Source organism: Facklamia hominis CCUG 36813 (assembly GCF_000301035.1).
Lineage (GTDB): Bacteria > Bacillota > Bacilli > Lactobacillales > Aerococcaceae > Facklamia > Facklamia hominis.
This window is the reverse complement of sequence record NZ_JH932292.1, coordinates 978,060-994,127: the sequence shown is the minus strand read 5'-3', so window position 1 is coordinate 994,127 and position 16,068 is coordinate 978,060. Positions and strand designations below refer to the sequence as shown.

Below are 16,068 nucleotides of genomic sequence, written 5' to 3'. Positions count from 1 at the left end.
TCATTCAGAATGGCTAAATGATCTCTTTTTTTTTCTCTATTTTTGTGTGAAAAAATGCTATGATATTAAAAAAAGGAGGGTGATGAAATGTCATTACCATTAAGGAAAGACCTAGATCCAAAACTCACTTGGGATTTAAATCTTTTATTTAAGGACCAAGAAAGTTTTGAGAAGGCGATAGTAGCTTATCAAAAAGATCTTCAAACGATTAGTCAATATCAAGGAAAACTCAATCAAGAGAAGCAACTTCTATCCATGCTTCAATTATTGGAGAAAATTTTTGCTCAATTAACTTGGTTGAATGATTTTGGTTTTTTGGGCTATGAAGTCGATAAAAACAATCCGGTCTACGAAGAAAATAACTATAAACTACTGGCGATTTATGATGAAACTAAAAAAGCCTTGTCCTTTATTGAGGTAGAACTAGCAAATTTGGACCCAAATTATCTGCAAAGCTTTGTAGAGAGCCAATCTGGGGCAGCTTATCAAAGATACTTAGATAAGATATACATGAATCGTGAACATGTCTTATCGCTTGAGGTAGAAAGCGCCTTATCCAGTATTAATAGTCAGCTCTTTAATCAGTATCGCTTATCCAATGTTCTAAAGTATCAGGATTTACACTTTGAAGACTTTACTTGTCGAGGAAAGACTTATGCTAATACTTTTGCAGGTTTTGAGGGAGATTATGAGGTGGATTTAGATCCAGAGCTTCGTCATGCCGCTTGGGATTCTTTTCACCAAGGATTAGCCAAGTATCAAAATACAGCAGCTCATTTATATATTTCTCATGTACAAACTGAAAAAGCAATCTCCAAATTAAGAGGCTACGATTCTGTTATTGATTATTTATTAAGTGATCAAGAAGTTAGCCGTGAAGCTTACGACCGGCAAATTGATGTCATTATGACTCATTTGGCGCCTGTTATGCAACGGTATGCAAAATTATTGGCAACTAAACATGGATTGAGTAAGATATCCTTAGCAGACATCAAAATCCCCTATTCAACACAGGAACCTAAAAAAATATCGATTCAAGCTAGTCGGCAAATGATTCAAGATGCATTATCCATTTTTGGATCGGAGTATCGTCAAATTATTGAACGGGCCTTTGAAGAGCGATGGATTGATTACCCGATGAATCAAAGTAAAAGTACAGGTGGCTTTTGTTCAACGGTTTATCAAGGCCCCTCCTATATTCTTTTGAATTGGACAGGATTGCTGAGCGAAGTCTTGGTATTGGCTCACGAATTAGGTCATGCGGGGCATTTTCAATTGAGCTATCAGTATCAAAAGGCAACGACTCCTGAAGCTAGTTTATATTTTATTGAAGCTCCTTCGACAGCCAATGAAGTTTTTATGTGTCATTACTTATTATCGAAGGACTTGGATGATGAAGAACGAGCTAATCTAGTTGGAGAGTTTATTTCACGTACTTACTTCCATAATATGGTCACTCACTTGTTAGAAGCTGATTTCCAACGTAAGGTTTATCTAGCAGTGGACCGTGGAGAAAATTTAAACGCTCAGAAATTAAATCAATTTTTCAAGGAAACACTGGAACAATTCTGGCAAGAGGTGGTTGAAATCAATCCTGGGGCAGAATTAACTTGGATGAGACAACCTCATTATTATATGGGACTTTATTCTTATACCTATTCGGCCGGCTTAACCATTGGAACTCAAATAGGTCGAAAAATTGCTAATCATGATCATGAGACCATTCAAGCTTGGTTAGATGTTCTAAAGGCTGGTGGATCCATGAAGCCGCTTGACTTAGCTAAAGCTGCTGGGGTAGATATGTCCAATGATCAAGCTTTAAGAGATACGATTGCTTATGTGGATCATTTATTGGATTATTTAAAATAAAAAGATATAACAAGAAGATGACAGATACCGTGTTTTGTGGTATTTGTCATCTTTTTGTAATTTAGATTGCAAGTGACTATCAACTGGCTTAAAGCTAGCTAACAATCTGCTTTATACAGATACATAAATAATAAAACTTGATAGAATATAACTATCGTCAAACGGCTAAGTCCGTTTTGATCCGATGAAATAACTAGTATAGTACTAGTTTTATTAAGGAGTAGATCATGAAGAAAACTTTAACCAGCTTTTTAGTTGCGGCATGCTTATTCAATCCAATGGTTCATTCAATGGAGGTATCCGCACAAGGCCTTTTGGGTCATACCGTACAAATTTTAGCTCAGTGGAATCAACGGTCTTTGAATGATGTTTTTCAATCCATTCAAGAAGCCCTAGCTAGCAAAGAACAAGTTTATACCATTCAATGGGGAGATACCCTATCTACAATTTCACAAGCAACAGGGATTGCAATTGATGATTTGATGCAAATTAATCATATATCGGACCCACATTATATCCTTGCCGGTGATCAAATTCGTTTTAATCAAGTGACGGATACGATAACTTATATTTCAAAAGACTCTGAAAAAGAAACGGTGGAACTTGATTCGGTTGAAGGCAAGGATCAAGGGCGTTTTCTATTAGCACAAGCCCAAGATTTCGACCAGACTTCGATAATTACGGAATCGGTGGATACCAGTTCAGAGATCAAGCCTATAGAAGCAGTGGAAACGACCCTTTACCAGCAAGAAACCAGCTTAGAAATTGTTCCGACGGCTCCTAAGACCGATCAGACAACGAATCAGCCGGCTCAGAATATGGAGAATGTGACGACTACACACTACCAAGCGGTCACAGCCATCGAGCCGATCACTACGACGGAAGAATCACAAACTTCGATGACAGAGACTTCTCAAGAGACGACTCTTCAGGAAACAACGATTCAAGAAACAAGTCTTGAAGAAATTACGACAACCACTGCGTCAGCAAGTATGGATCCTTATGCGGCTTTTGAACAAATCACTGCTGAAAAAGGGGTATCCGCTGAAGAAAAACAGCTATGGTCTCAGTTGATTAACAAAGAATCAGGATGGAATCCAACGGCTTCCAATGCTTATAGTGGAGCTTATGGATTACCTCAGGCTTTACCAGGTAGCAAGATGGCTAGCCATGGGGCTGATTGGCAGACAAACCCTTATACTCAATTAGCTTGGATGTATGACTATATGATTGGACGTTATGGTTCGATTACGGGTGCTTGGCAACAGTCTCAAGCTTATCAGTGGTATTAATGGAACTATTATCTTATGAAATTGAATAAGTAAGTATTATATGGACCTTGTTGTGGATTTTCATGACAAGGTTTTTTAGTATTAATTTGAAGTTTTGTTTTGAGTGTCTATTGGAACTTTGACATACCTTCTTTATAATAGAATAGGAATAATTATTGAAACCACAATTTGTGAACCGGTGCTAGCTTTCAAATTGTGTTATAGGAGAATAGAATGAAGACAATTAGATTTTTAATGACAAGTGATACACATGCACAATGGTTAGAACACCCAGACCATCCGGATCATTCTCTTTTGAATACTGCTTATTTGATGAAGCAACTTCAATCAGACCCGTCGGTTGATTTAACCTTGACAATTGATTTAGGAGATTTTATCCAAGGCTCTTCCATGGCGACTTATACTAGTACCATCACGCATGATGCTAGACCCTATGCTCGGGCACTGAATGCCATGAATTATGATTACCATTTATTTGGCAACCATGAATTTAATTTTGGACCAGATTATTATCGACCAGCCTATGAAAATCTTAAGGGAAAAATTTTATGTGCCAATATCCTTGATCAAGCGACACAATCCAGCTTAATGGGGTGTCCCTATGAAATCATTGATTTTGAAGGCATTAAAATCGGGATTATCGGCGTGACAACTCATTACATCCCAAACTGGGAGTTGCCGGAACATTATCAAGGCGTTGACTTTCTGGATGCTTTTGAGACCGTTAAGCACTATGTGAGTCTATTAAGACCTCAAGTTGATCTATTAGTAGTCGCTTATCATGGAGGATTTGAATCGGATTTAGAGACTGGTCAGGCAACAGAAGAAGATACCGGGGAGAATCAAGGCTATCATATGTTAAGCCAAATTCCAGGGATTGATCTTTTCTTATCAGGCCATCAACACCGTCAAATATGTCAAAAAGTGAATGGTGTCTTGACCCTACAACCTGGTTATGGTGGTGAAAAGATCGCCAGTGCGAAGATTGTTTATGACGACGGTCAAATAAAGCAACTTGATGGTGAACTAATTGATTTTAGGTCAGTTTCGCAAGAGTCTGCAGCCGTTAAATCAGCCCTAGAGCCAGAATATGAGGATAGTCAAGCGTGGTTGAATCAAGTATTAGGGCATTCCTTAATGCAAAATTCGACTCAAGATATTTTAAAAGCACGCTCTCAAGGACATCCATTTGCTGAAATGATCAATCAGTTACTGCTAAAAGAAACGGATGCTGATTTTTCAGGGGTGTCCTTACTGAATGAACACTTCTTTGAATTTCAAGGGCCAATTACTAGAAAGCAGCTACTTGCAATCTACCCTTTTTATAATTTAATTGCGGTAGTTGAAGTGTCGGGGGCGGATCTTTATAAAATAATGGAACAAAATCTTAATTACTTTATGTTGGATGAAGCTGGGAACTTAATTGTCAATCCAGCCTATATTGAACCGAAAGCTCAGCATTTTAATTATGATCTCTATTCTGGCTTTACATGTCAGGTTAATTTAAGTCAACCAGTTGGCCAACGCGTTCAAAAAATCATCGATGAAAGAACAAATGAAGCGATTGATCTAGATAAAGTTTATCGTTTAGCAGTCACCCAATATCGAGCTGTGGGTGGCGGAAATTATCCACAATATCGAGAGGCACCCATTATAACGATTTCGAGTGTAGATATTCAAAGCTTAATACAAGATGCTTTGGCTAATCCTGAAAAACAGGATTGGGACCAAATTAATCAACATTATGGTCATTTGATTTATATCAATTAGCCCATTTTACGATAAAAAATGAGAAAGCACGATTCACCTTATGGTATAATGTAACCACGTGTTTTAAAGGGGGTGGGGGTATGAAATTAAATAGCGATAAGGGTGTCTTTGTGATCGGAGACATTCATGGTATGTATGATGAATTTGAGGAGATGCTAAGTTATTGGAATCGATCTAAGGAACAACTTGTCTTAATTGGGGATTTAATGGATCGAGGTTATGATAGTCGACAGGTATTAGAAAAGGTATGGTTTCTTGAAAAAGAATATCAAGCAATTGTTATACGAGGAAACCATGAATCCATGCTCTTAAATTTTTTGAGAAGCCCTTATAATTTTTTTAATCATTATGTGATTAATGGAGGGGTGACCACCCTCAGCCAATTATTGACTATTAATGAGGAAGAAATTAGGCGTTCAGATAGTCGACGCTATGCTCGACTCATTAAGCAACGCTATCCAAAATTAGAATCTTGGCTACGGTCACTTCCATATTATATAGAATATGGTAATTTTATTATTGTTCATGCTGGGATTGATTTGAGTCTGAATGATTGGCGGGACACCTCTGATCATGATTTTATGTGGTTGAGAGATCGGTTCCACCATGCGGAAAATACAACTGGAAAGCAAATTATTTTTGGGCATACCCCGACCATGGTTTTGAATCAGAATTTTAATAATTCAAAGGTATGGCGTTATGATCGAAAATGGGGAATTGATGGGGGTTTGGTTTTTGGCGGTCAGTTACATGGCCTGAGTCTATCTCCAAACGCTGTCCGAGATATCCATTCAGTTAAAATTATGGAAGGAAGATAAGATGCAAGAACAGATGATGCAATTGGAAATCGCAAAAAGTTTAAAGATTAAAGAACCCCAAGTTAAGGCGGTTCTTTCTTTGTTAGCTGAAGGGAATACCATTCCCTTTATCGCCCGTTACCGTAAAGAGAGAACGGGCTCTTTAGATGAAGTACAAATTCATGAAATTGATAAGGCCTATCAGTATGCCTTAAGTCTAAACAAACGTCGTGAGGAAGTGCTTAAGAGTATTCAAGATCAAGGGAAGCTTGATCCAAGCTTGGAAGATCAAATCCAACGAGCAGGAAGTTTGCAGGAGCTAGAGGATCTATATCGTCCCTACAAACAAAAAAAGCAAACCAAGGCACAAAAAGCCATTGATCAAGGGTTAGAACCTCTCGCAGATTGGATGAGCCAAGTTCAAGATCATGAGGCCAAGTGGGAGTCCCTATGGCCAGATTATCTGCAAGAAGCGCTGGAAGATGAGCAAGCCATTCTTGACGGGGTGCATGAGATTCTCGCGCAGAGGATTTCTGACCGAGCTGATTTTAGGGATTTTATCCGTAAATACAGTCGTTATAATGGTTATTGGCAGTGTCAATTAAAGAATGAAGCGAAGGATCCGCAAGGTCTTTATTCAATTTATTATCAATTTACAGAAAAACTGGTTAATTTAGCCCCTCATCAGGTGCTGGCTAGTTTGCGTGCTGAAAAAGAAGAAGTAATAAGCATTAAAATTGATCTTGATGAGCAGCCACCCCTTCAATATATGGAACGTCATGTCTTGGAAGAAGGTCTCCAACCCCTTCAGAAAGAAGCACTTGAGAGGGCTATTAAAGATGCTTATCAACGCTTTATCAAACCCTCGATTGAACGAGAGTTGCGTAGTGAGCAAGAAGAAAAAGCTCAGGCCCATGCGATCGATGTCTTTGGGGATAACGTCAGACATCTCTTAATTCAACCTCCTCTAAAGGGGAAGACGGTCTTGGGATTGGATCCAGCTTATCGAACTGGTTGTAAATTGGCGGTCATTTCAGCGACGGGTCAAGTGCTTGATAAGGGGGTTATTTATCCTCATAAGCCTGCCAGTCAAAAGCAACGCCTTCAGGCCAAGCCAGAGTTTATTCAACTAATTGAACGCCATCAAGTTGATGTGGTGGCAATCGGCAACGGAACAGCCAGTCGGGAATCCGAACAATTCGTTGCGGAAAGTTTGAGTGAATTATCAAGACCTGTTCATTATGTAATCGTGTCGGAAGCAGGAGCATCTGTGTATTCAGCCAGTGCCATCGCTCGTGAAGAATTTCCAGATTATCAAGTGGAGGAGCGCTCAGCGGTATCGATTGCTCGACGCTTGCAAGATCCTTTGGCAGAGTTGATTAAGATTGATCCTCAGTCAATGGGTGTGGGTCAGTATCAACATGATCTCAATCAAAAGAGCTTAACCCAAGAACTTGATTTTGTGGTCAATATGACGGTGAATCAAGTGGGGGTGGATGTTAATACGGCCTCAATTCAATTGTTAGAGCATGTGTCTGGAATGACCAAGGCGACGGCTAAGAATGTGATTGAGCTTCGAAATGAACTGGGGCATTTTTCTAATCGTGAACAAATTAAGACCGTTAAGCGCATGGGACCTAAAACCTTTGAGCAGGCAGCCGGATTTTTACGGATCATGCAAGGTGATAATCCTTTGGATCAAACTTCTATTCATCCGGAATCGTATGACTTAGCATTGACGATTTTACAAGAGTATCAGCTCGATTTGGCAGAATTAGGTTCAGAAGAAGCCCAGCATATTCTTGGTCAAGCGGATGTTAATTCTATTGCGGAAAGATTACAAGTAGGTCAGGAAACCATTGAAGATATTCTACATGGATTAATGAATCCTACGATGGATATTCGTGATCATCAAGCGGGTCCTATCCTAAGATCAGATGTTCTTCAACTAGAAGACTTGAATGAGGGGATGGTTCTAGAAGGTACGGTGAGAAATGTCGTGGACTTTGGAGCCTTTGTGGATATTGGAGTTAAGCAGGATGGCTTGATCCATATTTCTAAGTTATTGCGCAAAAAGGGTCAGTTTATTAAGCATCCTTCACAAGTTCTTTCCGTTGGAGATTTAGTGAAGGTGGAAGTAGTATCTTTAGACCGAGAGCGTCAACGAATTGGCTTGAAGCAGCTACAAACAGACTAGTTGAAGTGTATCCTTAACTCGCTTGACAAAAAGATGTCCTTTCGCTAAAATGAGACCGTTAAGTATCTTGCGGTCATGGCGGAATGGCAGACGCGCTAGCTTGAGGTGCTAGTGTCCTTGGGACGTGGAAGTTCGAGTCTTCTTGGCCGCAGTAATCAAAAATGAGGCTGTGACACAAGTCTCAAAAATACCCAGAAATTTTATCCAATAGGAGTAAAATTTCTGGGTTCTTTCTTTTTCTGTCTTTCTTAATCGCAATTTTCTTAGGTTAGCTGCCATTAGAGCTAATCCCATCTCATTATTCACGGCCTGTTTCCCTCGAACATGAAATCGAGTGAATCCCAAACAAGCCTTCAGATGACCAAATGTTGGTTCAACATCGATCTTCCGCTGGCTATAAATTGGACGATATTTCGGATCTTTTAAGAGCCCCCTTTGCTTGGCTTTGAAGTAGTCATACGAAGGATTAACCGTAATTTTTCGGACATATCCTTTCTGAGTAAGGGCTGCTTCAATTTCTTGTTGATTCTCATCGATCCGTTCTGCTTGATACTCTTTAAAATTTCTTTCAAAACCATACTTATCCGTTCGGGTGCGATAAGCGACGAAATTAAATCGTACCCCTTGAGGATCGACGTAACAGTCTTCTTTTTCATCATAGTCCCAATTCATGACTTTTGAGTCGTCACTTCGCCATTTTCGACTCTGTTCTTTAAGATACGTGCCATAAGGAATTAATGCGGTGATTTCGGGAAAGCTTTCTTCAAGATAAGTATAGTTACTTTCAGAGCCATATCCTGCATCCATACTCACCACTGAAAAGGAGCGAAACAGTGCTTGATGACTCTCAAAGAAAGGTCTTAATGTCCGCGTATCTGTCGGGTTTGAAAAAAGTTCATAAGCTAAAACAAACTGATGAGAGGTGGCAATTTGTAAATTATAGCCCGGTTTCAACTGACCATTCTTCATGGGATCTTCTTTCATTCGCATAAAGGTCGCATCGGGGTCCGTTTTTGAATACGAATGACGTTCACCTAAGATGGCTCGTTGCGTTTGATAGTGTTGATGCTTGGAATGACAATGTTTCATGCGCCTCAATTGACTCTTGACTTTTCGCCGCTCCTTTTTGTGAGGATTCGGTGACAACCGAGGAGACTCTTCGATGGTTTCCTCTAAGTCTTCTAAGCGAACTTCAAGCTGGGTAATGGTTTCTTCAAGCCCTTCAAGCGTTAGTGGGGTCTCTTCTGGAATCAACCCCATTTGATAATACTGACGCATTTCATTGACGAGTTCGGTCATCTTTTGTCGATTCATTGCTTCAAAGCGGATCGTGTTCTTTTTCCAGACAAAGCTGTACTTATTGGCATCCGTTAAGATTTTTGTCCCATCAATAAAGAGATGATCATCGATAAGTCGTTGTTGTCTTAAATACCGCACAAATTCATCATAACTTTGTTTAAGAATGTCAGCTAATTCATCGGACTGTCTAAATCGACAAATTGTACGGTAAGAAGGTACTTCATTTTGACACAACCAGATAGCGGGCAGATTTTCGCGAGCCAATTGTTCCATCGAGCGACTGGTGAAGACACCGCGAGAATAAGCATATAATAATAACTTGAGTAACATCGAGAAGTCATATTTACGAGGACGACCAAAGAGATAGGGATAATGAATCTCTAGAGAGTCCACAAATCGATGAATATAGTAGCTGATGTGATCTTCTTGAGGGCGGTATTGATAAGAGACTTCCAAATAAAGTTGATTTAGGTTATAATGAGTATGCATTTTTTGGTCCTTTCTAGGATTGAAATGGAAACAGAGGGGTGAGGTCCTCTGTTTTTTTATTGATTAACTTAATTATAACATAAAAACCGGCTGAATCGTTGATATTACAACGATTCAGCCGGTTTTTTGGTGGACTTATGTCACAGCCTCATTTTTTTGTGTATTTTAAAAGTTACAGATTATGAGAGACGAAAGAACACTTTTAATTTTTAGGTAAGGTATGGATGCTGCTTTAGAGACAGTTATGATTTAAGCTTAGAGCTGAATAATAATGATGTTGTATTTTATGAATACTGTTTTCATCAACCCCTAGGTTATCGATAATTCTAGGATAGTAATTTACTATTTAATTGTTTTCTAGTGGTTAAGTTGATTATAAAAACTGCCAATATATCAGAGGACTGATATTAGAATATTTTAGTAATAATCTTAAAGCGGTTTAATGTTGATAGGAAAGTAAAGGGTTACAATGACTGTGTAAGAGCATACAATATTTAGGTGCTTAATAAAGAAAGGATGAAGGCTATGCCAGAAAAGTTGATAGACCGTTTTGTTAAGTATTGCAAGATTGAGACGCGTTCTGATGAGAATAGTCATACAATTCCATCGACAGCCAGTCAGACAGAGTTTTTGAAGATGTTGGAACAAGAACTTATTGAGTTAGGTTTTCAAGAAGTGTATTTAAATCCTAAAGACAGCTATCTAACAGCAAGTATTCCCTCTACGACAGACAAGGAGCTGCCAGTCTTTGGCTTTATGGCTCATGTTGATACAGCTGATTTTGAAGCTAGAAATGTCCAACCTCAATTTCATGAAAATTATGATGGTTCTGACATTGTTTTGAACGCAGACAAGGATATCGTTCTTTCAGTTAAAGAATTTCCAAATTTAGCAAATTATATCGGTAAAACACTGATTACAACGGATGGTAATACATTACTTGGTGCAGATGATAAAGCGGGTGTCGCAGAAATTGTAACAGCAGGAGCCTATTTATTAGCACATCCCGAAATTAAGCATGGTAAGATTCGAGTGGCTTTTGGTCCGGATGAAGAGATTGGTACAGGCGCAGAACATTTTGATGTCCCTGCTTTTGGCTGTCAATTTGCATATACCATGGATGGTGGACCGGTAGGTGAATTACAGTATGAAAGTTTTAATGCGGCGTCTGCTAAGGTGACAGCTCAAGGTAAGAATGTGCACCCAGGAACAGCCAAGGATATTATGGTTAATTCTCTCGATTTATTAATGGATTATCATCAACAACTTCCTAAATTAGAACAGCCGCAGTTTACCAGTCAACGAGAAGGATTCTACCATTTAGTTAAATTTGAAGGTAGCGTTGAAGAAGGATGCCTATCTTATATTATTCGGGGCTTTGATCACGATCATTTCGAACATCGAAAGGCATATATGGTAAAAATTGCTGAAGAGATGAATACAAAACTTGATCGCCAACGTATTACAGTTGATATCAAGGATGAATATGCCAATATGGCGGATGTGATTGCTCAAGACCCTCGTCCAGTAGAATTAGCTAAACAGGCGATGGAATCTTTATCTATTCAACCAGTAATTGAACCTATTCGAGGAGGAACGGATGGTTCAGTATTATCTTTTAGGGGATTACCTATGCCTAATATATTTGCTGGTGGTGAGAATTTCCATGGACCTTATGAATTTGTTGCAGTAGAGTCCATGGAGTTGGCACGGGATGTCATTATTGCCATTGCCAAACAGTCAGTCGAAGTATATGGTCGTTAAGATAATTATAACTAAGAATTTTAAAGAAAAGGATGAATAGTATGTCAGAAAGTTCTAAACGCCGCCATTTTAAAATGCCTTCGTCATTTACTGTCTTGTACATATTAATTGTCTTGTTAGCTATTCTAACTTGGATTATTCCAGCTGGACAATATCAAGTTAATGATGCGGGTCAATATATTGCTGGAACATATGAAGTAGTAAACTCTAATGCTCAAGGCTTGTATGATATTCTAATGGCTCCTATCCATGGTTTAATCGGTAATGATTTGACGGATGGAGCGATTCAGGTTGCCTTCTTTATTTTGATGGTTGGTGGATTCCTTGGAGTTGTCAATAAAACAGGTGCTTTAGATCAAGGAATTGCTAGTGTTATCAAGAAGAATAAGGGCAACGAGCGGATTTTAATTCCAATCTTAATGATCTTGTTTGGATTAGGTGGATCAACTTATGGTATGGCGGAAGAAACGGTAGCCTTTTATCCATTAATTATTCCAGTAATGGTTAGTGTTGGTTTTGATAAATTAACTGCTGTTGCGATTGTATTAGTAGGTTCGCAAGTTGGCTGTTTAGCTTCAACGGTAAATCCATTTGCTACTGGAGTTGCTTCAGATACGGCAGGGATTTCTATAGCAGATGGAATAGTCTGGCGCTTAATCTTCTTTGTAGTTATGATGGCCATATCTATTGTTTATGTATATCGTTATGCAAGAAAAATTGAAAAAGATCCAAGCCAATCCTTAGTTTATCAAGACTATGCTAGTGATATGGAAGAATTTAAAGTTAAAGAACAACCATCAACGATGACTTCCAAGCAAAAAGCTGTACTCTCTCTGTTTATGTTAACCTTCATTATCATGATTGTGTCCTTGATTCCTTGGCCAGACTTTGGTGTTACTATATTCGAGGATATTAATAATTTCTTACTGGGTCTTCCAGTGATTGGTGGTCTTTTCCAACATGCCGATCCATTAGGAACCTGGTATTTTAAAGAAATTACAATGCTATTTATGGCTATGTCAATTCTCATTGCTTTTGTCTATGGTATGAGTGAAGACGAATTTCTGAAAGAGTTTATGGCTGGCTCATGCGATATGATTACAGTTGCCCTTGTTTGTGGGGTGTCTCGTGGTATTCAAGTAATTATGAATGATGGTATGATTACGGCTACTGTTTTACATTGGGGGGAAGTAGGCTTACAAGGTTTGTCGGAACAACTCTTTATTCTATTAACCTATATTTTCTACTTACCAATGTCATTCTTGATTCCTGGTACTTCTAGTTTGGCTGGGGCAACCATGGGCTTATTAGCTCCTCTAGGTGAGTTTGTTGGAGTGGCCTCACATCTGGTGATTACTGCTTTTCAAGCTGCTTCAGGAGTATTGAACTTAATTACCCCAACTTCAGCCATTATCATGGGTGCTTTATCCATTGCCAAGATTGACTTAGCAACTTGGTGGAAATTCATGGCTAAACTTGTTGCTGCAATTATTGTTTTATCAGCAGCTATACTAGTAATTGCAACATATTTCTAAGATAAAATAGAATCTATTAAAAATAGGAAAAGTCTTTTATCTGTACTTAATAAGATAGATATATTAATTTTTAGTTTATAATTATGGACGCTAAGCTACACAAAGTAGATGGCGTCCATTTTGTTTTTTCTTAAACTTCTTATTGTAGTAATTACCCATATATTTATTACTTTAGAAAACTTTTAGTATGACTGATATTTTTTTCCAAATTTATAATATATCCCTGTTGTTAGTCTTCTAATAATTATTTTCATAATAAAGTTATCGTAACGAGCTGAATCTTTCTAGTCTTGTTCTGAGCGCATGATTAGCACTTCTACTCATTGGAACTATCCCAATGCTCTATTATGCATTCTTGATATTTGTTTTTACTTACGATGCAGAGATATGTTGAATGAGTTGAAGACGTTTGTATGCATATTTAATTTTGAAGGTAAATAGCTTTAACTGATGTAAAGGTATTGGAAAATATCGGGTGTTCACTTAGTATATAGCTTTGATGCTGTGAAGGATCAATGTATGATGTTGTTCGTTACTTTACAGATATTGCCTATATTTGAATGAAGCTTTTCTTATGTTTACTTTTATAGAAGATGATTATTATGTGTAAGTTTTTGGCCTAATAGATGATTAACTATTTATTCAATGATTAAAAGTGCTGGGTACATTCTTTTCTTTATCGCTTAAAAATACTCTCCTTACTGGTTTATCCAGTGAAGAGGGTACATATAACTTGAGTTTATCTTTTTTATATAGTTAGATTTGTAAATTCAAAAGAACCCAAACGTTTGTGAGGTGACCCTCAAAAGTTGGACTTTTATCCAGAACACATTTTTTCGTGTTCTGGATATTTTTTATTCTTTTATGCTGTATATTTCATGCGATATTCTACCGGGCTCATAAAGTCTAGTTTTTTCTTGATGCGTTCGTTATTGTAGTATTCAATATAGTCTTCGATCGTTTGTTTCAATTCATCATAAGAGTTAAACGTGTGACCATAATAAATTTCTTGCTTTAAGATGCCAAAGAAGTTTTCCATGATGGCATTATCTAAACAATTTCCTTTACGTGACATACTCTGAAATATTTTTTGGTCTTTCAAGGTGTTGACATAAGGTTTCATTTGATAAGCCCAACCTTGATCAGAATGAAAGGTTCTTCGAAATGGACAATCTTTTGTCTGTTCGATGGCTTGTGCTAAAGCCTCCATAATCGGTCTAAATGTTGGTTGCTTACTGATGGAATAACTAATAATCTCTGAATTATACCTATCTAAAAAGGGATTTAAATATAACTTTTTAATCCGTGGAATCCCTGCGGAATCATATTCATAATACTTAAATTCCGTAGTATCTGTGGTGATTTTTTGATGGGGAATCGATGTCTTAAATCGACGACGAATCAGGTTAGATGCGATTTTCCCGATTTCTCCCTTATAAGATTTATATTTCCGATTCCGATGGCCAAAACAAGTGACCTGGATACCCAGTTTTTGACACAGTTTTTGAGTTTTGTTTTCTGAGATAACATAGTCTAACTTACATAACTCAGCCCAGAGTCTACGATAGCCATAGTTAGGATGTTGTTCCCGAAGTTCTAATAATTGTGTTTCAATGGCTTGATCTGGGTTAGGACGGTCAAATTTCTTGACCCAATTATAATAGGTTTGTTTGATTAAGCCGACATACTGTAATAAATCTTTCAACTTATATTGATGACGGAGGCGATAGACTAATTTCGAGCGTTCTTCGTTTGTTGCTTCCTCTTTTCTAATCTGAGCCTCCAAAATTTTTTTAAAATATCATTTTCCATTCTTAATCGATAATTTTCTTCTTCGAGTTCTTTTAAACGTTGCGCCGAATCAGCGGATGGAGATAGCGATGTCTTTGTTTTCTTTTTTCGACATTTTCGATGGCCTCCCTTGTTGTTTTGGTAAGAGTCCATCAATCACATATTTGCGAAAGTCGATTACCCAACGCGTCAATAAATAGGGATGATTAATACCATATTGATTCGTTAGAGATTGATAGCTTTTCTCACTTGTCAAGTAAGGTTGTACTACTTCTAACTTGAATTCAACAGGATAAACTTTCTTTTGTCGACAACGCAATAGTTCTTCCTCACTTAGGATTTGGTAAGCATTAACCCATTTATGTAGAGTACTATTACTTTTAACCTGATATTTTTTCGCTAAATATTTGTAACTACCTGCTCCTTCTAAATATTCTTCGACAATTTTTCGTTTAAATTCATAACTATATTTTGCCAATATAAATACCCCCAAAAAGTTAGATTTTGGTCCAACTTTTTGGGGGCACTACATTAAAGTCCTGTCCCTTTTTTCATGTAGAGGAGGGATGAGATGAATTTACTTGAAATCGGTGTTTATGTTGGGGCAATCATTGTGGTAGTGACTTTGTCGCAAAAATTGATCAGTCTGATTACTGCCATTCAAAGAGTCATTCTACGCATCAAAAGATCGTCACCAAGTTGACTGAGGGGGGCAACCAGCAGGATGACCCCCTCAGTAAGGTCGATGCCCAAAACCATTAAATATCCAATAGCTTAAAGGAGTTGAGTCATTATGTACTTAGATAACAAGACCTACGACTTAGGGAAGTGGTTAGTCTAATCTTTCTCCCTGCCCTAGCAGTTCTAACCAAGGGAATCGGGGATATTTATCACTTATCGAATATCGATCAGCCGGTAATGACCATTAATGTTATTACGTCCTTTTTAGGAACTATTCTTCAAATTTCCAGCCAGAATTTTAACGATAAAGACCCAAAGTTACCAGCCCATTAGAAAGGAGCATTATTATGCAAGAAAAATTAAAAAACTTAGCATCCTTATTCTAAAAGTATTCCTCGTCCATTTCTGTTGCTACACGGATGGCTTAATCCGTGGTGGAATCCCAGGCAGGGGAGTCTGAATTATATAAGAAGTCATATAATGGCTTTGGCATCAAGGCCTCTGCCCCCCTGGCAGGGGCCGAAGGTTAGTCATCAATCCCTCGAAGCGGACGGCAAGCTATATGAGTCGTATTTCCGAAAATA

The 16,068-nt window shown here is 38.1% G+C and carries 12 protein-coding genes and 1 tRNA gene; 10 read left to right on the top strand and 3 right to left on the bottom strand.

What is annotated here, in order from left to right; genetic code table 11:
* Positions 1-87 precede the first annotated feature (87 nt).
* The 6 genes from pepF (at position 88) to HMPREF9706_RS04485 (ending at position 8,076) form a co-directional block, all read left to right on the top strand.
* Positions 88-1,869 carry an oligoendopeptidase F gene (gene pepF / locus HMPREF9706_RS04510; RefSeq protein ID WP_006908205.1) on the top strand — a complete coding sequence of 594 codons (1,782 nt, stop codon included), beginning with the start codon at positions 88-90 and terminating at the stop codon, positions 1,867-1,869.
* Positions 1,870-2,096: 227 nt separating this feature from the next.
* The gene (locus HMPREF9706_RS08850) at positions 2,097-3,161 is read left to right on the top strand and encodes an aggregation-promoting factor C-terminal-like domain-containing protein (protein ID WP_006908204.1); all 1,065 of its coding nucleotides are present in this window, start codon (positions 2,097-2,099) and stop codon (positions 3,159-3,161) included.
* Positions 3,162-3,374: 213 nt separating this feature from the next.
* Positions 3,375-4,931 carry a bifunctional metallophosphatase/5'-nucleotidase gene (locus HMPREF9706_RS04500; protein ID WP_006908203.1) on the top strand — a complete coding sequence of 519 codons (1,557 nt, stop codon included), beginning with the start codon at positions 3,375-3,377 and terminating at the stop codon, positions 4,929-4,931.
* Positions 4,932-5,011: 80 nt separating this feature from the next.
* Positions 5,012-5,749: a metallophosphoesterase family protein gene (locus HMPREF9706_RS04495; RefSeq protein ID WP_006908202.1), complete on the top strand. Its 738-nt coding sequence runs from the start codon at positions 5,012-5,014 to the stop codon at positions 5,747-5,749.
* A gap of 1 nt (position 5,750) precedes the next feature.
* Positions 5,751-7,925, top strand: coding sequence for a Tex-like N-terminal domain-containing protein (locus HMPREF9706_RS04490; protein ID WP_006908201.1), 2,175 nt, complete (start codon positions 5,751-5,753; stop codon positions 7,923-7,925).
* 69 nt (positions 7,926-7,994) lie between these two features.
* Positions 7,995-8,076: transfer RNA gene (locus HMPREF9706_RS04485), tRNA-Leu, on the top strand.
* Here HMPREF9706_RS04485 and HMPREF9706_RS08930 read toward each other — a convergent pair.
* Positions 8,034-9,713 (bottom strand): IS1182 family transposase, encoded by a 1,680-nt coding sequence (locus tag HMPREF9706_RS08930; RefSeq protein ID WP_006908200.1) that lies wholly within the window; start codon positions 9,711-9,713, stop codon positions 8,034-8,036. The two genes, HMPREF9706_RS04485 and HMPREF9706_RS08930, sit on opposite strands and share 43 nt — an antisense overlap.
* 525 nt (positions 9,714-10,238) lie before the next feature.
* Between HMPREF9706_RS08930 and pepT the strand changes: the two genes are divergently transcribed.
* Together pepT and HMPREF9706_RS04470 are read left to right on the top strand one after the other, a co-directional pair.
* Positions 10,239-11,477 (top strand): peptidase T, encoded by a 1,239-nt coding sequence (gene pepT, locus HMPREF9706_RS04475; protein WP_006908199.1) that lies wholly within the window; start codon positions 10,239-10,241, stop codon positions 11,475-11,477.
* Positions 11,478-11,518: 41 nt separating this feature from the next.
* Positions 11,519-13,012 carry a YfcC family protein gene (locus HMPREF9706_RS04470; protein ID WP_006908198.1) on the top strand — a complete coding sequence of 498 codons (1,494 nt, stop codon included), beginning with the start codon at positions 11,519-11,521 and terminating at the stop codon, positions 13,010-13,012.
* Positions 13,013-13,874: 862 nt separating this feature from the next.
* Here the strand turns inward: HMPREF9706_RS04470 and HMPREF9706_RS08925 are convergent.
* Complete coding sequence (locus tag HMPREF9706_RS08925) at positions 13,875-14,798, bottom strand: IS3 family transposase (RefSeq protein ID WP_006908197.1); 924 nt, start codon at positions 14,796-14,798, stop codon at positions 13,875-13,877.
* A 75-nt stretch (positions 14,799-14,873) separates the two neighbouring features.
* On the bottom strand, positions 14,874-15,281 hold the full coding sequence (locus tag HMPREF9706_RS09250; RefSeq protein WP_006908196.1) for a helix-turn-helix domain-containing protein: 408 nt from the start codon (positions 15,279-15,281) through the stop codon (positions 14,874-14,876).
* A 93-nt stretch (positions 15,282-15,374) separates the two neighbouring features.
* Between HMPREF9706_RS09250 and HMPREF9706_RS09355 the strand changes: the two genes are divergently transcribed.
* Positions 15,375-15,506, top strand: coding sequence for a hypothetical protein (locus HMPREF9706_RS09355; RefSeq protein WP_006908195.1), 132 nt, complete (start codon positions 15,375-15,377; stop codon positions 15,504-15,506).
* 125 nt (positions 15,507-15,631) lie between these two features.
* Positions 15,632-15,817 (top strand): phage holin, encoded by a 186-nt coding sequence (locus tag HMPREF9706_RS04455; RefSeq protein ID WP_231285850.1) that lies wholly within the window; start codon positions 15,632-15,634, stop codon positions 15,815-15,817.
* The last annotated feature ends 251 nt before the right edge of the window (positions 15,818-16,068 follow it).